The following is a 17,219-nucleotide window of genomic DNA, read 5'->3' as shown; positions in this document are numbered from 1 at the left end:
AAAGGCGTTTCATAGGGTAGACTTGCTGTAATCTTTAAAAATATGACTAGAGGTGCAGAGAATGAAGGAACAGAGTATTATTTTCTTTGATATTGACGGTACGCTGCTGGATACGGATAAAAATCTTCCGGAATCCGCCAAAAAGGCGGTGGCCCGGCTGAAAGAGGATGGCCATATCGTGGCGATTGCCACAGGCCGCGCGCCTTTCATGTACGAGAACCTGCGCAAAGAACTCGACATCGATACGTTTGTCAGCTGCAACGGCCAGTACGTCGTGCTGGAGGGGGAAGTGATCTACCAGAATCCGCTCCACAGGGAGGATCTTGTGGCACTCACTGAAGAGGCACTCGGCAATGACCACCCGGTCGTCTATCTCAGTGAAGAGAATATGATGTCGAACGTTCCGGAACATGAGTACATCAATGAAGGCATCGCTTCGCTGAAACTCGGGATCATGCCTGGACACGATCCCGGGTATCTTCACGGGCGCGACCTGTACCAGACACTGCTGTTCGTTCCCGAAGGGGAAGAGGGACAGTACATCGATAAATATGACAACTTCGATTTCATCAGATGGCACCCGGTTTCAATGGACGTCATCCCGAAAGGGGCATCCAAGGCCGAAGGCATTGCCAAAGTGATCGATGAACTGGGCCTGCCGGCGGAAAGGCAGTATGCTTTCGGCGACGGCCCGAACGATCTTGAGATGCTGAGCACCGTCCACCACAGCTTTGCCATGGGCAACGCAAAGGACGAAGTGAAGTCAAAAGCGAGGCATATTACGAAGCATGTGAATGACAATGGCGTCGAACACGGCCTGAGGATGGCCGGGCTGATCCAATAGTAATATCTGCTGAGAACTGTGTAATTTACACAGTTCTTTTTTTATTGGCGTAATATTGATCCGGGTCAATTTTTTGTTTATAGATGCACAATATAATGATAAGTGAAGAGAGGGCCGACGCCCAAAAAATCACAGGAAGAGGTAATCAATATGAAAACGAATCTCTACACAGAAACATTCACATGTCCGAGCTGTATCAAAAAAATTGAGGGCAACCTGAAGAAGCAGGAAGGCATCGAAGCGGCAAAAGTGCTGTTCAATTCCAGCAAAGTGAAAGTGGAGCATGATGAAGGCAAGATTACATCCGATGAAATCAAAGGCATTGTGGAAAAATTGGGCTATCCGGTACTGTCTGTGAAATCCAGTTAATTAAATGGAATGGGGAGAGGTGAAAGAAGATGAACAAATGGTTCAACCGACATCTGAATATACTGATGTATGCATCGGGAATACTGATCGTCATCGGTCTCATTTTCAGGTTTTCCGGCTATACTGAAGTTATGAACGTCACATTCATACTCGCTACATTCGCTGCCATCGGTCCGGTTGTGCAGAAGGCGTGGATGGCACTTTCCATGAAAAGCTTCAGCATAGAGCTGCTGATTACGATCGCAGTGATCGGTGCACTGTTCATTCAGGAATATACAGAAGCGGCAATCGTTACATTCCTGTTCCTGTTCGGTGCATATCTTGAAAAACGGACACTCAGGAAGACACGGAGTTCCATCCAGTCACTGGTGGACATGGCACCGTCGGCTGCCTCGGTCGTGAGGGGCGGGGGAGAAATTGAAGTCGACATCGATGATGTTGAGGAAGGCGACCGTGTCATTGTCAGACCGGGCGGAAAAGTCCCGGTTGACGGGGTCATCGTCAAAGGGCAGGCGAACATAAATGAAGCGGCGATCACAGGTGAATCCAACCTCAAGTTCAAAACATATGAAGCGGAGGTCTTCAGCGGCAGTGTGCTGGACAGCGGATACATCGAGCTGAGTGCGACAAAAGTCGGTGAGGATACGACGTTTGCGAAGATCATAGAACTCGTGGAGGATGCACAGGAGAAAAAGAGCGGTACTGAAAAATTCCTGAACAAATTTGCGAACTACTATACCCCCTTCATCGTAGTACTTGCAGTCATCGTGTATCTGCTGACACGCAACCTGCACCTGGCGATTACATTCCTTGTCATCGCATGTCCCGGCGCCCTGGTAATCGGCGCACCGGTCGCATACGTGGCAGGTATCGGCAACGGCGCGAGGAAAGGTGTACTCATCAAGGGCGGGGAAATAGTAGATAACTTTGCAAAAATAGATACGGTGATCTTTGACAAGACAGGAACACTGACAGAAGGCAGGCCGTCTGTCACAAATATCCAGATCTTCGATGGTACCGATGAAGATGAATTCATGAAGAATGTCGCGGAAATCGAGATAGTGAGTGAGCATCACATTGGCCAGACCATCGTCACAGAAGCCAAAAACCGTAATCTGGATCCGGCAAAAGAGAACGTCCATGACGCGGAGGCGATAAAGGGTAAGGGCGTCAGCGGCGCGCTTGGGAACGACCGCTACCTCATCGGCAATAAAAAACTGATGGATGACAATGATATCATGATATCACGGGATGTACGCGAGCGGTATGTAAGAGAGCAGAAAGAAGGCAACACGGCGATATTCGTTGCGAAGAATGGCAGAATCACCGGTATCGTGTCCATCATGGATAAGATCAGGAATGATGCTGCCGCAACCATCCAGGCTTTCCGCGATAAGGGCGTGAAAAACCTGGTCATGCTGACGGGCGACAACAGATATGCAGCGGAAAGGGTGAGCGGCATACTCGGACTGGACGGCTTCCACGCAGAACTCATGCCCGAGGACAAGATGAAATACATCGAGGAAGAGAAAGCGGCCGGCCGGAGAGTGATGATGGTCGGTGACGGCATCAACGATGCACCTGCGCTGGCGTTTGCCGATGTGGGCATCGCGATGGGGCACGGCGGTACGGATATCGCAATGGAAACAGCCGATGTCGTACTGATGGGATCCAGGATGGAGCAGCTCGCCCACGGTTTCAACATTTCAAAAGCGACATACCGGGTGATGCTCCAGAACACAGCCATCGCACTTCTCACAGTGGTGTTGCTGCTGGCAGGAGTATTATATGGATATATCCATCTCGCATCTGGTATGCTGATTCATGAAGTGAGTGTCCTCCTTGTCATAGTAAACGCTATAAGGCTGATCAGACTGAAGGACAGGCGGACCATAGCGGCGGCTCTCCGGGAAAGAGTGAGCTGACCGGCAGGGATATGGGGGCAGTGAAATGAAGAACCATTCAGGTCAGAAGTTATGTGTAAGGAATGTCCCGATTTTCAACCATCTGACGGACAAAGAAATGAATGAAGTGTTCAGCAAGGTCCATTCCACAGGATACAGAAAGAATGAACATCTCTTTATGGCCGGGGATCCTGAACAATCGCTGTATGTTCTCCACCGGGGGAAGATAAGGATCTACCGGCTGACTGACGAAGGAAAGGAACAGCTTATCAGAGTGCTGCAGCCCGGGGAGTTTACCGGTGAGCTTTCGCTCTTTGGTACGGACAAGCCGCATGAATCATATGCGGAAGTAATGGAGAAATCACAGGTCTGTGAAATTACCAAAGACGATATATACGGATTGATGAAAGAATACCCGGATATCGGCATAAAGATAATCGAGAAATTTTCAGAACGGCTTGAAGCGGCGGAACAGCAGACGACGAACATCTCCCTGCTCAGCAGTGAAGAACGCCTGCTGGAATATATCAGGGGCCATGTGGATGCGGACGACTATGTGAAGCTTGAGATGACCAAAAGAGACCTGTCCTCATACCTCAGCATGCAGCCCGAGACGCTGACGCGCCTGTTTAAAAAACTCGAGGCCCAAGGGGACATTGAAAAGCTGGACAATAGGACCTACAGGGTACTCAGCTACCCCATACTCTGAATGCCGGAGAGTTTCAGCAGTATGGTTTATGCGCGGCGGCACCGGGTAGATTCATACTGATATAGACTATATTGGGAAAGGTGATAATGAATGGCTAAAACCAAAGACGGCAAGAAGACGGACAAGAAAAACGAAGTCAAAAAGTCACTGAACAAACAGGTGGCGAACTTTACAGTGCTGTGGACAAAACTCCACAATTATCACTGGTATGTAAAGGGGCCCAACTTCTTTTCCCTGCATGAGAAATTCGAAGAGCTCTACACCACCGCCGGCACCTATGTCGATGAACTGGCGGAAAGGCTGCTCGCCATCGGCGGCGAACCGATCGGCAGACAGTCTGACGCCATCGAGGCGGCCAGTGTAAAAGAGGCAGAGTATGACACAGATGCCAACGATATGGTGAAGCAGCTGGTCAAGGATTACAGCACTGTGATCAAAGAGCTTGATAAGGGCAAAAAGGCAGCGGAGGATGCAGGTGATGACCGCACGGCTGATATTTTCATCGGCATGATTACGGAAGTTGAGAAGAACAACTGGATGCTGAAATCGTTCCTCGGCAAGGATGTATAGATGAAGACAAAAAAAGTGGCTGGAACACCAGCCACTTTTTTGGTTAATGTATTTTTATTTGTCAGGTTTCCTGATGTTATACTTCCAGGCCTCGTCTTCATCCATCATTTTCTTGGCGGCATAGATCGTGAGGAACTGGATGAAAATGATCGGTATACCCATGATGCCTGAAACCACTTCAAGCGGTGCGAGGCCGCCGATCTGCATGAGGATCAGGGCAAGTGCCGTGATGACGAAAGCTACAAAGATCCTGAGGAATTTCGACGGTTCCATCCTGCTCATGTCATTTCTGCTCGTGTAGGTGGCAATGGTGAATGTAGTCGAGTCGAGTGTGGTCGTCAGGAAAATCATCGCGATGATGATGAAGAGGGCCATCACTAATCCGGACAGGGGCAGTGTCTGCAGTATGTTCGGTATGAGCTGTACAGCCTCATTGTCCCCGAGCATTCCCAGGACATCGGTGCCGCCGTTCAGCTGCGCATTTACGCCAACACCTCCGAGGATGCCTGTCGCAATCCATGATATGGCCGTCGGTGCGAGCAGGTATGTCAGGATCATCTCTTTGATGGTCCGGCCCCTGGAAATTTTGGCGGCGAATACACTGTGGAGCATCGCCCACGTTGCATTGTATGCCATCCAGAATACCAGATGGTTCCTGATGAAAGTCGCCTGCTCTGTTGCCACCGAATCAGTGTAGAACGAGAACGTGAAATAGTTTGTGAGCAGATGACCGATGGTTTCGGTGAAAAAGTCCATTATAAAGACACCTGGTCCGACGGCCAATATGAACAGCGCCAAAAAGGCGGCCATGTAAATATTGAAGACGCTGAGCTTCTTGATCCCCTTCTCGATACCGCGGTAGGCACTCAGCGAGAACAGCGCCACCCACACGATGGTCACAATCATGGTCATTGTAAAGGTGACTTCTGTGTTGAGAAGTTCCGCGAGGTTGGTCGTGATGATGGGCGTACCGAGCCCAAGTGTGACAGCTGCCCCTGAAAGGATGCTCATGAGGAACAGTATGTCGAGTATTATGCCGCCCGCGCCGTCTGTGAACCGGTCGCCGAATATGACGCGCGTCGCTTCAGATATTCGCATCATCGGGCGTTTCTTCACGTGGATGATGTAAGCCATCGCAGGTGCCGCCATGACGAAAACGGAGAACACCTGGAAACTCCATATATACATGGCATAGGAATTGCCCCACAGAAGCGCCTCGGCGGAGCCCGCCTCCACGCCGAGCGGTGGATTGTCCGCTACACCGGTCCACTGCACCATGCCGGTTCTCATGATTGTCGAACCCAGCCCCATTGCAATCAGCAGCGATGCGTATTCAAACAACGTGAACTGCGGTTTTTCATCCGGCGCTCCGAGCACAACCTTGCCGTATTTGGAGAAAGACAGGTAAAGTCCCGCAGCCAGCAGTATGTTTGCATACCAGATGTATCCCCATCCGAACTGGGCGACGATCTGGTCGAATATATTATTGAGAATTTCAAGGGATTCCGATTCATATAATGCCAAAGGAATACTGATCAGCACTATGATGATTACGGCGGGCAGGAATATTTTATGGTCGACAGTTTCCAATCCGCCGCGCCCCGGTTTCTCTTCCATAATCAAATCTCCTCCTTCAACATTTGAGTAAAAGTTCTGGAATTTTAAATATACGGACAGTCTAACATATACCCAAAAGTTAATATGATATACTCATCTAAAAATGTAATTGTATAATAAAAGTATATTTTGATGGAAAAGAATAATAGGAAAGAACAGAAGGAGGATGAAGATGTCGGAAGAACACGATAACCGGCAGCTGTCGCTGAAACTGTATATAGTCATGCACCATGCTTTCAATTCGATGCAGGACCAGTCGTTCAAAGACATGAAAAGGTATGGGCTGAACCCGACTGAATTCGCTGTGATGGAGCTGCTTTACAATAAAGGCCCCCAGCAGATACGGGAGATAGGCAGCCGGGTGCTGCTTGCCTCCGGATCCATTACGTACGTTGTGGACAAACTGGTGAATGAAGGGTATGCAGTAAAGGAACGTTACGAGATGGACAGGCGGATAACGTATGTGTCGCTCAGGCCCAGAGGCAGGAAGCTGATGGATGAAATCTTCCCGCAGCATGCAGAACAGATGGAGAGGATAACGAGCGGACTGACTGTAATAGAGAAGAGAAGGCTGACAGAGCTTCTGAAAAAACTGGGGAAGAATGTTAAGTGATACGGATGGCAGTATGGAAGGCCGATGTCAAAAAGCGTTTCCCGGGAAATTTCCCGGGAAACGCTTTTTGACATCATATATGCTCGACGAACAGGTATTGGGCAATTGTCTGGCTGATCTGTATCTCCTTGTCCGTGGTACCGTGGTTCAGGGTGAGAAGGTCGAGGCCTGAATCCCTGCCGGTCACTGTCACCCGGTCCCCGATTCTGAGATCGTGGTTTTCAAAATACTGGAGCAGCTTGTCTTCATCAACGATGCGGGAAATGCGAACCGGTTCCCCGAGCACTGCTTCAGTCAGATGCACGGTACTGACTTCCTGCTCCTCCATCAACTCGGTGGAGATGGCGCCGCCGTGCGGACAGTACTCCGGAAATTCCAGGTAGGCTTCCAGCCTGTCGGCGAGTTCGGCACTGGTCGAGTGTTCCAGAAGCTCCGCCTCAGGATGGACTTCATTGATGTTGAAGCCGAGATGTTTCACAAGGAACACTTCCCACAGCCGGTGCTTGCGGATCAGCTTTTTGGCGTAGTCAGTGCCCTCCTGGGTCAGCTTGCTCCCTTTGTACGGCGTGTATACCACCCATCCCGCTTTGACCAGGCTGTTCATCATTTCCGTCACGGTGGGCGGGGAGATGCTCAGCCGGTTGGCTATCTCCTTGTTCGGCACCTGTTCCGTCCGGCCGCCGAGTTCAAACAGTATTTTTAAATAATCTTCCTTCGTTGGGCTCATGGGTCTCACTCCGTTCAGAATTATCCATTACTATTATGAAGAAAAATATCTATATCGGCAATTCATATTTGATCCGGGTGTAATGTGTGTATTCCTCGCCCCGTTCTGTAAGGGTGTACTGTCCATTCTTCTTTTCGATGTAGTCATTGATGAGCAGATGCTCCATATGATTATCGAACTGTTTCCGGTTCAGATTGAAGTGGGCTGTGATTTCGCCGGCTGTAAGACGCGTATGCCCGCGTTCGTTCATGAGCATCAGTATCATCGCCCGGGTGAAGGTGCGTTTTTGCCTGAATGCCCTGAGCCTGCTGTTGAGCCAGCCATCGGGACTGAATATGAACACTGCCATGAAAGTGACGAGCGCCGTAAACGACGTGACACCGGCAATGGACAGGTCATAGCTGAAACCGATCATATATCCGATTACACTGTTCCAGACTGCAAAAAGCATCGACAGCCAGATCATCGCGCTGAGACGCCTTACGAGCAGGTAGGCCGTAAGGGCGGGAGCGACGAAGAAGTTGATCACAAGTATGGAGCCGACCGCATCAAATGCAGCCACCGCAGTGACGGAAACGAGCGTCATGAGCGCGTAATAGATGAAGGTGGCTGAAAAACCGGCGATGAATGCGAATTTCGGGTCAAAGGTCGTAAGCTTAAGCTCTTTATAGAACAGTGCGATGAAAGCAAAGTTCACAAGCATTATGATCGACAGCTGCCACAGGGCGGCGGGTATGCTGAAGCCGAAGACATCTATCCGGTTGAACGGTGCGAAGAGGACTTCCCCCATCAGGACGACATCCATATCAAGGTGGGCATTCCCCGAGTATTTGGAAATCAGTATGATGGCAGCTGCAAACAGTGCAGTGAAGACCAGACCGATGGCTGCATCCTGTCGCACCAGCTGGGTTCTTGAGACCAGTTCGATGATATAGACGGTGGCGATGCCGACGATGCTCGCTGCGATGATCAGCCATGGCGAACGTATATCATTCGTCATGAAGAAGGCAAGGACGATGCCGAGCAGGATCGTATGGCTGATGGCGTCAGTCGTCATCGACAGTCCGCGCAGGACGAGGAATACACCGGGTACACTCGTGGCAAGCGCTGTCACGATGAGGACAAGCAGAACTTCGATCATGATGCACCACCCCCCATTCTTCTTTTATATATGCTTCTCCTGATGATGCCCTTCGGCGCGCAGAATAAAGAGAGCGCCATCAATAAAGAGAGCGTCAGGATGATGGCAGGCCCCGTCGCTATGTTTTCCCCTGCGGTACTGATATATGTACCGGTAAAGGCGGCAAATGCACCTGAAACCCCGGCGATCAGCAGCACGATGGAAAAACGGCTGGACCATAACTGTCCGATGACGGCCGGAGCGATCAGAAGGTTGACGATAAGTATCGCCCCGACCGCCTTGAGCCCGACTGAAATCAGCAGTATGGTGATGACGAGAATGATGAAATTCATCAGGGTGTTGTTGATGCCCGCCGTCCTGCTGAAGACGGGATCGAATATATAGATTCTGATCTGTGTATAGAATGCTGCAAGTATGAACAGACTGATGACGGAAGCGGCAGTAATCAGGTAGACGTCGCTTCTCAGCATATAGGCAGCCTGTCCGAATATATAGTCGTTGAGTCCCTGAGTGCCTTCAAAATCCGGATTTCCCTGTACAAAGCTCATAAGTGCCATGCCAAGTCCGAAAAATGAGGAGAGGACCAGCGCGAGCGCGCCATCCAGTGTGACTTTCGAATGGTTCGTTATCATCTGGATGGTGAGGAAAGCGATGACTCCGAACAGGACTGCGCCAAGTGCCAGCGTATACGTTTCCTTCACGCCGATAAGCATGAATGCGACTACTATGCCGGGGAACGTGGCATGTCCGACGGCATCCCCGATCAGACTCTGGCCTTTCATCACGCTGATCGTCCCCACCATGCCGCCGGCGAATGCAAGGATCATCGTGCCTGCTGCGACAATGATGAACGTGAAGCTGGTCAGCACTTCCATCATACGCTGACACCTTTCTCACGGTAGGCTTTTTCTATGTTCTCCCCGGTGAAGACTGCGTCCGTCGGACCATCGGCAATGATCGTTTTGTTCATGATTACAACATGATCGAAGTACTCTTTGACGGTGTTCAGCTGGTGGTGGACGACGATGAATGTCTTGCCTTCTGTCTGCAGTTTCCTGATGACATCCATGATCAGGTTTTCAGTGGTGATGTCAATGCCCTGAAGCGGCTCATCCATTACATATATATCCGCATCCTGGGCAATCGCGCGGGCAAGGAATGCCCTCTGGCGCTGGCCGCCCGACAACTCGGAAATCTGCCGGTCGCAAAACGCCTCCATTTTCATGGTTTTCAATGCTTCGAGTGCAATCTCCCTGTCCTTTTTCTGGGGGCGTTTGATCCAGCCTTTATGGACATACCGTCCCATCAGGACGACATCCAGCACCGTTGCCGGGAAGTCCCAGTTCACCTCCCCCTTCTGGGGTACATAGGCAATGTTCTTCAAGACACCCTTATCGGTGCGCCCGTCGATCTCAATACGTCCGGATACGGGTCGGATCAGCTTCATCATCGTCTTGATCATCGTTGACTTGCCGGCACCGTTGGGTCCGACGATGGCGGTGCGGCCGTTCTTTCTGATGTCCAGATTGATATGCCACAGGGCGGGTTTATCCTGATATGCGACATTAAGGTCTTTGATTGTAATGATAGTGTCATCCATTTTCAGGCCCTCCTCATTTCAGATTTTCTACAATCGTATCGATATTGTGCCGGTACATGCCGATATAAGTGTCCCCGGGCTCTCCCGCTTCTCCAAGAGAGTCGGAGTAGAGTGCCTCGTCGGCACTGCCGACGACATTCACCGTACCGCCCCGGGACGATACGATCTCCTCAAGCCGCCGCATCTGATCGGGGTTGGTCGTCGTTTCCACGAATACAGATTTGACATCACGCTCCATGATGATGTCCGCAGTCATGCTGATCGTGTTGTTGGATACTTCCGATTCAGTGGAGAAGCCCTGGGGCGCATGCACATCCAGGTCATATGAAGCGCTGAGATAGCCGAATGCATCGTGCGGTGTGATCAGGATCCTCGATTCGGCGGGAACTTCAGAGAGGCGCTCCCGGACATAGGAATCCAGCTCGTCGAGATCTCTGAAGTATGCCTCCATATTGGCCTGGAATGTCTTTTCATGGTCGGGTTCCGCTTCGGAAAGTTCCGTTTTGACAATTGTCATCGCCTGTTTGTAAAGTTCGATATTGAACCAGAAATGGGGGTCCGTCTCCCCTTCCTCCTCGGTTTCAAGAGAGGCTCTGTCAAAATCTTCGGCCACCGGGATGCCGTCTGTCAGCACATCCGCCATGCGACCTTCGAAATTGAGTCCCTGATAGAATAGAATATCCGACTCCACAATCGTCGTCAGATTGCTCGCCTTCGGCTGATAGGTATGCGGATCGACGCCTGCGGGTATGATCAGTTCGGTATCGAAGGCATCGGCGCCTTCATCCAGAACTTCCACCATGTCCAGAAGGAATGTCGTCGTAACTGCGACATCCGGCCTTTGGTCGCCGGCGGCGGGTTGATCTCCGCCGTTTCCCGAGCACCCGCCGGCTGTGAGCATGAAGAGTATCATGACGGAGAGTAGTACAGTCCTTTTCATAATCTGTCCTCCGGTGTTGCAAGTTGTTATTTAGGTTACCCTAAATTTAAAATTTAGTCAACCCGAACAAAAAAAGGCCGGTGCTACCGGCCTAGAATACGGAACAGTTCATTCAGCTGTCTGATTTCAAAATCCGCTTTGAATCCAAAAGGGTTCTCTTTGGCATCGGGGTTGTACCAGCACGTATCGATTCCGCTGTTGATGCCGCCGAGTATGTCTGAAGTCAGCGAATCTCCTATGATGAGTGCATCACCGGGCGTGAATCCGTCGATGCAGGCGGCCACATGTTCAAAGAATTCCTTCATGGGTTTCTGGAAACCTGTGTCTTCACTGATGAATACATCCTGAAAATAGGGGTTTATCCCGGCATTCGCGAGCCTCTTTTCCTGAGTCGCCTTCACGCCGTTTGTAATGATATACAAAGGAAAGGCTTCAGACAGGATGCGGAGGACATCGAGGGCGCCGTCAAACATCCGGTGGCCGTGCTCTGCGATCTGTGTCATATACATTTCATTGATAAACGCTCCATCCACACTGCGGCCGAGTTCACCGAAGAAGACTTCATGTCTCTTGGCCAGTGCACGATCTTTTGTCAGCTCATTCCTTTCAAGCATTTCCCAGTGCGCCTGGTTGATTGCCTTATACCGGTCGTAAAGCCCGGGGGAATTGTCAACCCTCTGGCTCTCAAGGACAAATTCGAGCGCTCTGTTTTCAGCAGCCCCGAAGTCAAGGATGGTGTCATCAAGGTCAAACAGCAGATACTTGTAATTTTTCATGGGTCAAACCTCTTTCCTGATACTGAAAATACTCACGAACCTATCATATCATTCTGATATGGTGAGGGAATATGGTATAATGAAAGAGGATTAGTGCAAACGTTTGCACCAGAGGGGAGGATGTCTATGAAAAAGCGGTCCAGCGGAGTGCTTCTGCATGTTTCTTCATTGCCCGGGAAATATGGCATCGGGGACTTCGGCAAAAAGGCCTATAAGTTTGTCAGGCTGCTTGCGCGCTCCAATACGAAGTACTGGCAGATACTGCCGCTCGGCGTCACCGGTTTCGGCGATTCACCGTATCAGAGTTTTTCCGCATTCGCCGGCAACCCGTATTTCATCGACCTGGATGAACTGATCGAGAAGGGGTGGCTGTCAGAAGAGGAGGCGGCAGGGGCGGATCTGGGCGATGACCCCGGAAAAGTGGATTTTTCAAAACTTTATATGCATAAGATGCCGCTGCTTGAAGCAGCATACCGCCGTGCGGCAAAAGAGCTCGGCGATGAATTGGAGGTTTTTCTAGACCGCCACAGTGAGTGGCTCCATGATTTTGCATTGTACATGTCGATAAAAAAGGCGCACGGCGGTGATTCCTGGATGGAGTGGCCCGACAAGTACAGACTGAGGGAGAAGGCTGCCCTTGATGCGTTTTTTGCGGAGCATAAGCATGAATATTTCTTCTGGGTATTCACCCAGTACCTGTTTTTCGGACAATGGGGGAAGCTCAAGGAGTATGCAAATGAGCGTGGCATACGGATCATGGGGGATATCCCGATCTATGTCGCGGAAGATGGGGCGGACATTTGGTCGCAGCCGGAGCTGTACAAGCTGGACTGGGATCTGAAGCCGACGGTCGTCGCAGGTGTGCCGCCGGATATGATGAGTGACACAGGACAGTTATGGGGGAACCCGATATACGACTGGGATGCGATGGCGCGTGACGGCTACCGCTGGTGGATCAGGAGGATAGAGGAAAGCTTCAAACTGTATGATACGGTCAGGATCGACCATTTCAGGGGATTTGAGTCGTACTGGGAGATTCCCGCCGGGGATCCGACGGCCGAAAACGGCAACTGGGTAAAAGGTCCGGGCATGGACCTGTTCAGCGCTGTGAAGGAAGCACTCGGAGAGCGGGACATCGTGGCTGAAGACCTCGGATTCCTGACGGAGAAAGTGTATAAGCTGATTGAGGAGACGGGATACCCGGGTATGAAGATAATGCAGTTCGGATTCGACCCCGGGGAGGATTCGGAATATCTGCCTCACAATTACGGACGGCATACCATCGCCTATACCGGGAATCATGATACACAGACGATGCGGGGGTGGCTCGACTCCTCTGACAGGGAGACATACAAAAAAGCGGAGGCATACCTGAACCTGACAGAAGAGGAGGGGCTGACTGAAGGATGCATCAGGGGTGTATTTGCCTCACATTCGTACCTTGCCGTCATTCCCATGCAGGATATTCTCGGGCTGGGAGAGAAGGCGCGGTTCAATACACCATCCACCATCGGCGGTAACTGGGAGTGGCGGATGCCCGAAGATGCTCTGAAAAAGCGCACACTTAAAAAAATGAAACGGTTGAACAGACTTTACGGGAGGTCATTATGAAATCAATTGACTTGAAGGCAAGAATTGAAGCCCAGGCTTATAAAAGCTATGGCCGGTCATTTTATGATCTGCATGAAAAAGAACAGTTCGTCGCAGTGGGAAATGCAGTGATGGAGTACCTTGTACCTGAATGGATACAGTCCAAAAAGAAGTTCAGGGATCAGAAACAGGCGTACTATTTCTCGGCTGAATTTTTGATGGGGCGGGCGTTAAGTAACAACCTGGCCAATCTGGAAATAGAAAAAGAAGTGAAGGAAACACTCAGTGAAATGGGTGTCGACTACAATGCCCTGGAGGATGCCGAAGATGATGCCGGTCTGGGGAATGGCGGACTGGGCCGTCTGGCTGCCTGTTTCCTCGATTCCGGAGCAACGCTCGACTATCCGCTGTCTGGATACGGAATACTGTACCAGTACGGCATTTTCAAACAGAATTTCGTCAATGGCTTCCAGGTTGAAGAGGGTGACCCATGGCTGGAATACGAAAACCCCTGGCTCGTCAAGGACAGCAATGATACGGTCATTGTCGAATTCAGCGAAGAAGACAAGGTGGAGGCTGTTCCATATGACATGCCGATAGTCGGATACGGCGGGCAGACGATCAATACGCTCAGGCTCTGGAGCGCCGAAGCGATAAAGAAATTCAATTTCAAAACTTTTGATGAAGGGAATTACATTGATTCCGTGAAGGCCCAGAATGAAGCGGAGACGATTTCACGGATACTGTACCCGAATGATTCCACAGATGAAGGGAAGCGTCTCAGACTCAAACAGCAGTACTTCTTCACATCCGCCTCCCTTCAGGATCTGATCCGGAAATTCAGGAAAGAGGGGCATAAGGGCTTTGACGACTTTTCCAAACTGCACTCCATCCAGCTGAATGATACCCATCCGGCGCTTGCGATTCCGGAACTCATCCGTTTATTGGAAATGGAAGGTGTGGAATTTGAGAAGGCATTTGATATTGTGCAGAAGACGATGGCGTATACAAACCATACACTCATGGCTGAGGCACTGGAAGTATGGAGTGAAGAACTTTTCATATCCGTGCTTCCGAACCTGATGCCGTATATCAAAAAAATCAACGAAAGGCTCATCGGGGAACTTGAGGAATGGAAGGTGGACAAATCCCTGTGGGATAAGTTCCTCATCCTCCAGAATGAATCCGTGCATATGGCATTCATGTCAATCTATGTATCACGTGCGGTGAACGGTGTGGCTGCAATCCATACCAATCTGCTGAAATCGGAAGTGATCCGTGAGTGGGATGAGCTGTTCCCGGGACGTATCGTCAATAAGACCAACGGCATCACCCAGCGGAGATGGCTCCTCCAGGCCAACCCCGGGCTCAGCGGCATGATTACAGACCTGCTCGGGGGTGATGAGTGGATCACCGATCTGAACCTGCTCAAAAATCTTGAGGACAGGCATGAGGATGACGAGGTCCTTGAGCGGTTCATCGGAATCAAAAAAGAGAAGAAGCAGGAGCTCGCAGAGTATATCCAGTTCCATGAAGAGGTGGATATCGATTCGGAATCGATTTTCGACATACAGATCAAAAGGCTGCATGAGTACAAGCGGCAGCTGATGATGGCATTCTACATCGCCGACCTGTTCAACCGTATAAAAGAAGATCCCGGGGCGGAGTGGACAAAGCGCACATTCATCTTTGGGGCAAAGGCGGCGCCGGGATACTACATGGCGAAAGCGATCATCAAATTCATCAATGAGCTCGCCGGCCGGGTAAATACGGATGTCGATACGAAAGACATCATCAAAGTGGTGTTTGTTGAAAACTACGGTGTATCATATGCCGAAAAACTCTTCCCGGCGGCCGATGTATCAGAACAGATTTCAACCGCCGGCAAAGAAGCATCCGGCACCGGCAATATGAAATTCATGCTGAACGGTGCAGTGACCGTCGGTACGATGGATGGCGCAAATGTCGAAATCGTCGAAGAGGCGGGGAAAGAGAACAATTACATCTTCGGCATGGAAGTCGAGGCGGTCGCAGCAAAGCGGGCGGATTATGACCCGAAAATACCGATGCGGGAAACAGAGGGGCTCGGAGCAGTCGTGGAATCACTCGTTGACGGCACCTATCAGGATAACGGCACAGGGATGCTCCGTGATCTGTATGACAGCGTTGTCGGCCGGGACGAGTACTTTGTACTGGAGGACTTTGCCTCCTACAGAGAAGCGCAGGACAGGATTGCCCATGACTATAAGGACAAAAAAGCATTCTACAAAAAAGGCTATATGAACATGGCGAACGCAGGCAAATTCTCCTCAGACAGGACAATCGAAGAATATGCCGGTGAAATCTGGCATATCAGCAAAAAACAATAATGAAGACAACAGCCGGTACGGGGGTGATCTGACCCCGTACCGGCTGTTGTCTGGGTGTGGATATCCATTTGGCGGACACGGTGGAAATGACGGTGTCCGCCAAATGGTTTTACCGGACACGGCGAAATCAGCGGCGTCCGCCAAACGGTTTTACCGGACACGGCGAAATCAGCGGCGTCCGCCAAACAGTTTTACCGGACATGGTGAAATTAGCGGTGTCCGCCAAACAGTTCCACACATCATATTACTTACTCACCACCGCCGAGCAGGAGGTTTTCCTCATCCCTCGAGTGGAGTTCATCCACGAGGATGATGGAGACGGAGTGGTCGATGAGCTTCTGGAAGTCGACTTCGTCTTTCGAGAGTTCCTCTTTCATGCGGCCGACCATCATTCTGATGAGTTCATGGTCCCGCTTCAGCCCCTGCACTTTATCGTGCAGGGCGGGTTCTCGCCCGACGGCCCTGTCGTACAGGCCGCTGCTTGTTTCCTCTTCATCGAAATGGCCGAGAACGCGTTCCTCGACATATTCAATGAAGGATTCCATCTCATCTGCAAGTTCCTTGTGTTCAAGTTTGTTAAGCAGGGTTTTCATAGATTCGAGCTGTTCCTCTGCACCTCCCAGTATTTCGTCATGCAAATTCCCGTGTGCGGAATAATCATCGAGCGGCAGGTTGTCCATCTGATTCACCGCCTCCTTATATCAAAGCTGTCATTTTTCTTTCGGTATCGGATTAGTCGCCCACATCTGGCTCGTTTTGATGAATGTCCTGTGATTCAGTTTCAGCTGGCTCACTATGATATCGGCGATATCCTCTGCATGTGTCATCGAGTCTTCCTCGAGTTTTGCCTCACCGATCAGATCTGTCAACACTGCCGAAGGGGTCAGATAGGACACTCTGATGTTATGTTTCCGCATCTCCTGCATGATGCCTTCAGTCATGCCGATGACTGCAAATTTTGTGGCTGAATAAAGTGAGGATCCGGGCGTCCCTTTGAGTCCGGACATGGAGGAGATATTGATGACGTCCCCTTTCTTCTGTGCTGTCATCTGCGGCAGGACGGACTGCATCGTGTAGTAGGGACCGAAGACGTTGACATCCATCATATCTCTGAATTCATCTTCACTGGATTCAAGGAAAGGTGTATGTCCCATGATGCCGGCGTTGTTGATCAGGATGTCGATGGTGGAGAATGTTTCATTGATTGAGGCGATCATGCTTCCGACCTCTTCACGGCTGGAAACATCACCGTTAGCCCCGATGACCTGTACACCGTATTTGTTCAGCTCCTCCACGGCGTTATCAAGTGTTTCCCGACTGCGGCCGATGACAGCTACATTGACACCTTCATTTGCCAGTGCATGGGCTGTTGCAAGTCCGATCCCGCGTGTGCCGCCTGTGATGACCGCATTCTTGCCTTTGATATTCTGCATAATTAGCGCTCCTCTTT

General features: G+C 50.6%; 17 protein-coding genes. 8 read left to right on the top strand and 9 right to left on the bottom strand.

Going from position 1 to position 17,219, the window contains the following annotated elements; all coding sequences use genetic code 11:
* The first annotated feature begins 61 nt into the window (after window positions 1-61).
* The 5 genes from WN59_RS11445 (at window position 62) to WN59_RS11425 (ending at window position 4,396) form a co-directional block, all read left to right on the top strand.
* Window positions 62-844 carry a Cof-type HAD-IIB family hydrolase gene (locus tag WN59_RS11445; protein WP_046517403.1) on the top strand — a complete coding sequence of 261 codons (783 nt, stop codon included), beginning with the start codon at window positions 62-64 and terminating at the stop codon, window positions 842-844.
* Between the two features lie 150 nt (window positions 845-994).
* A complete protein-coding gene (locus tag WN59_RS11440) occupies window positions 995-1,213 on the top strand; it encodes a heavy-metal-associated domain-containing protein (protein WP_046517400.1) in 219 nt (72 codons plus the stop codon).
* 29 nt (window positions 1,214-1,242) lie between these two features.
* Window positions 1,243-3,138 (top strand): heavy metal translocating P-type ATPase, encoded by a 1,896-nt coding sequence (locus tag WN59_RS11435; protein ID WP_046517398.1) that lies wholly within the window; start codon window positions 1,243-1,245, stop codon window positions 3,136-3,138.
* A 25-nt stretch (window positions 3,139-3,163) separates the two neighbouring features.
* A complete protein-coding gene (locus tag WN59_RS11430; RefSeq protein ID WP_046517396.1) occupies window positions 3,164-3,826 on the top strand; it encodes a Crp/Fnr family transcriptional regulator in 663 nt (220 codons plus the stop codon).
* 90 nt (window positions 3,827-3,916) lie between these two features.
* Complete coding sequence (locus WN59_RS11425; RefSeq protein ID WP_046517393.1) at window positions 3,917-4,396, top strand: Dps family protein; 480 nt, start codon at window positions 3,917-3,919, stop codon at window positions 4,394-4,396.
* Window positions 4,397-4,450: 54 nt separating this feature from the next.
* On the opposite strand, the gene WN59_RS11420 is transcribed toward WN59_RS11425, so the two are convergent.
* On the bottom strand, window positions 4,451-6,013 hold the full coding sequence (locus WN59_RS11420) for a BCCT family transporter (protein ID WP_046517391.1): 1,563 nt from the start codon (window positions 6,011-6,013) through the stop codon (window positions 4,451-4,453).
* A 172-nt stretch (window positions 6,014-6,185) separates the two neighbouring features.
* On the opposite strand from WN59_RS11420, the gene WN59_RS11415 reads away from it, so the two are divergent.
* Entirely contained in the window at window positions 6,186-6,626 is a 441-nt protein-coding gene (locus WN59_RS11415) for a MarR family winged helix-turn-helix transcriptional regulator (protein WP_046517388.1), read from the top strand.
* A gap of 73 nt (window positions 6,627-6,699) precedes the next feature.
* Here WN59_RS11415 and WN59_RS11410 read toward each other — a convergent pair whose 3' ends face one another.
* The 6 genes from WN59_RS11410 to WN59_RS11385 all read right to left on the bottom strand — a co-directional run bounded on the left by WN59_RS11410 (window position 6,700) and on the right by WN59_RS11385 (window position 11,810).
* Entirely contained in the window at window positions 6,700-7,353 is a 654-nt protein-coding gene (locus WN59_RS11410; protein WP_046517386.1) for a metal-dependent transcriptional regulator, read from the bottom strand.
* 49 nt (window positions 7,354-7,402) lie between these two features.
* Window positions 7,403-8,494, bottom strand: coding sequence for a metal ABC transporter permease (locus WN59_RS11405; RefSeq protein ID WP_046517384.1), 1,092 nt, complete (start codon window positions 8,492-8,494; stop codon window positions 7,403-7,405).
* Window positions 8,491-9,372, bottom strand: a complete 882-nt coding sequence (locus WN59_RS11400; protein ID WP_197073419.1) for a metal ABC transporter permease — start codon at window positions 9,370-9,372, stop codon at window positions 8,491-8,493. Before WN59_RS11400 ends, WN59_RS11405 begins: the two co-directional genes overlap by 4 nt.
* The gene (locus WN59_RS11395; protein WP_046517381.1) at window positions 9,369-10,094 is read right to left on the bottom strand and encodes a metal ABC transporter ATP-binding protein; all 726 of its coding nucleotides are present in this window, start codon (window positions 10,092-10,094) and stop codon (window positions 9,369-9,371) included. Before WN59_RS11395 ends, WN59_RS11400 begins: the two co-directional genes overlap by 4 nt.
* A 13-nt stretch (window positions 10,095-10,107) precedes the next feature.
* Window positions 10,108-11,034: a metal ABC transporter solute-binding protein, Zn/Mn family gene (locus WN59_RS11390; protein ID WP_046517378.1), complete on the bottom strand. Its 927-nt coding sequence runs from the start codon at window positions 11,032-11,034 to the stop codon at window positions 10,108-10,110.
* Window positions 11,035-11,117: 83 nt separating this feature from the next.
* Window positions 11,118-11,810, bottom strand: a complete 693-nt coding sequence (locus WN59_RS11385) for a YjjG family noncanonical pyrimidine nucleotidase (RefSeq protein ID WP_046517376.1) — start codon at window positions 11,808-11,810, stop codon at window positions 11,118-11,120.
* 126 nt (window positions 11,811-11,936) lie between these two features.
* On the opposite strand from WN59_RS11385, the gene malQ reads away from it, so the two are divergent.
* Both malQ and WN59_RS11375 read left to right on the top strand, forming a co-directional pair.
* Complete coding sequence (malQ, locus tag WN59_RS11380; protein ID WP_046517373.1) at window positions 11,937-13,421, top strand: 4-alpha-glucanotransferase; 1,485 nt, start codon at window positions 11,937-11,939, stop codon at window positions 13,419-13,421.
* Complete coding sequence (locus tag WN59_RS11375) at window positions 13,418-15,769, top strand: glycogen/starch/alpha-glucan phosphorylase (RefSeq protein ID WP_046517371.1); 2,352 nt, start codon at window positions 13,418-13,420, stop codon at window positions 15,767-15,769. Before malQ ends, WN59_RS11375 begins: the two co-directional genes overlap by 4 nt.
* A 248-nt stretch (window positions 15,770-16,017) precedes the next feature.
* On the opposite strand, the gene WN59_RS11370 is transcribed toward WN59_RS11375, so the two are convergent.
* Window positions 16,018-16,449, bottom strand: coding sequence for a hemerythrin domain-containing protein (locus WN59_RS11370; RefSeq protein ID WP_046517368.1), 432 nt, complete (start codon window positions 16,447-16,449; stop codon window positions 16,018-16,020).
* Between the two features lie 30 nt (window positions 16,450-16,479).
* A complete protein-coding gene (locus WN59_RS11365; RefSeq protein WP_046517366.1) occupies window positions 16,480-17,202 on the bottom strand; it encodes a 3-ketoacyl-ACP reductase in 723 nt (240 codons plus the stop codon).
* Between the last annotated feature and the right edge of the window lie 17 nt (window positions 17,203-17,219).

The sequence above is a fragment of the Salinicoccus sediminis genome, from assembly GCF_000986795.1.
Lineage (GTDB): Bacteria > Bacillota > Bacilli > Staphylococcales > Salinicoccaceae > Salinicoccus > Salinicoccus sediminis.
The sequence above is the reverse complement of the archived record's forward strand: the minus strand, read 5'-3'. Positions and strand labels throughout refer to the sequence as shown.

What these genes read in the sequence shown, in the direction of transcription:
- WN59_RS11445 (WP_046517403.1), top strand. Translation starts at nt 62, where the DNA reads ATGAAGGAACAGAGTATTATTTTCTTTGATATTGACGGTACGCTGCTG.
- WN59_RS11440 (WP_046517400.1), top strand. Translation starts at nt 995, where the DNA reads ATGAAAACGAATCTCTACACAGAAACATTCACATGTCCGAGCTGTATC.
- WN59_RS11435 (WP_046517398.1), top strand. Translation starts at nt 1,243, where the DNA reads ATGAACAAATGGTTCAACCGACATCTGAATATACTGATGTATGCATCG.
- WN59_RS11430 (WP_046517396.1), top strand. Translation starts at nt 3,164, where the DNA reads ATGAAGAACCATTCAGGTCAGAAGTTATGTGTAAGGAATGTCCCGATT.
- WN59_RS11425 (WP_046517393.1), top strand. Translation starts at nt 3,917, where the DNA reads ATGGCTAAAACCAAAGACGGCAAGAAGACGGACAAGAAAAACGAAGTC.
- WN59_RS11420 (WP_046517391.1), bottom strand. Translation starts at nt 6,013, where the DNA reads ATGGAAGAGAAACCGGGGCGCGGCGGATTGGAAACTGTCGACCATAAA.
- WN59_RS11415 (WP_046517388.1), top strand. Translation starts at nt 6,186, where the DNA reads ATGTCGGAAGAACACGATAACCGGCAGCTGTCGCTGAAACTGTATATA.
- WN59_RS11410 (WP_046517386.1), bottom strand. Translation starts at nt 7,353, where the DNA reads ATGAGCCCAACGAAGGAAGATTATTTAAAAATACTGTTTGAACTCGGC.
- WN59_RS11405 (WP_046517384.1), bottom strand. Translation starts at nt 8,494, where the DNA reads ATGATCGAAGTTCTGCTTGTCCTCATCGTGACAGCGCTTGCCACGAGT.
- WN59_RS11400 (WP_197073419.1), bottom strand. Translation starts at nt 9,372, where the DNA reads ATGATGGAAGTGCTGACCAGCTTCACGTTCATCATTGTCGCAGCAGGC.
- WN59_RS11395 (WP_046517381.1), bottom strand. Translation starts at nt 10,094, where the DNA reads ATGGATGACACTATCATTACAATCAAAGACCTTAATGTCGCATATCAG.
- WN59_RS11390 (WP_046517378.1), bottom strand. Translation starts at nt 11,034, where the DNA reads ATGAAAAGGACTGTACTACTCTCCGTCATGATACTCTTCATGCTCACA.
- WN59_RS11385 (WP_046517376.1), bottom strand. Translation starts at nt 11,810, where the DNA reads ATGAAAAATTACAAGTATCTGCTGTTTGACCTTGATGACACCATCCTT.
- malQ (WP_046517373.1), top strand. Translation starts at nt 11,937, where the DNA reads ATGAAAAAGCGGTCCAGCGGAGTGCTTCTGCATGTTTCTTCATTGCCC.
- WN59_RS11375 (WP_046517371.1), top strand. Translation starts at nt 13,418, where the DNA reads ATGAAATCAATTGACTTGAAGGCAAGAATTGAAGCCCAGGCTTATAAA.
- WN59_RS11370 (WP_046517368.1), bottom strand. Translation starts at nt 16,449, where the DNA reads ATGGACAACCTGCCGCTCGATGATTATTCCGCACACGGGAATTTGCAT.
- WN59_RS11365 (WP_046517366.1), bottom strand. Translation starts at nt 17,202, where the DNA reads ATGCAGAATATCAAAGGCAAGAATGCGGTCATCACAGGCGGCACACGC.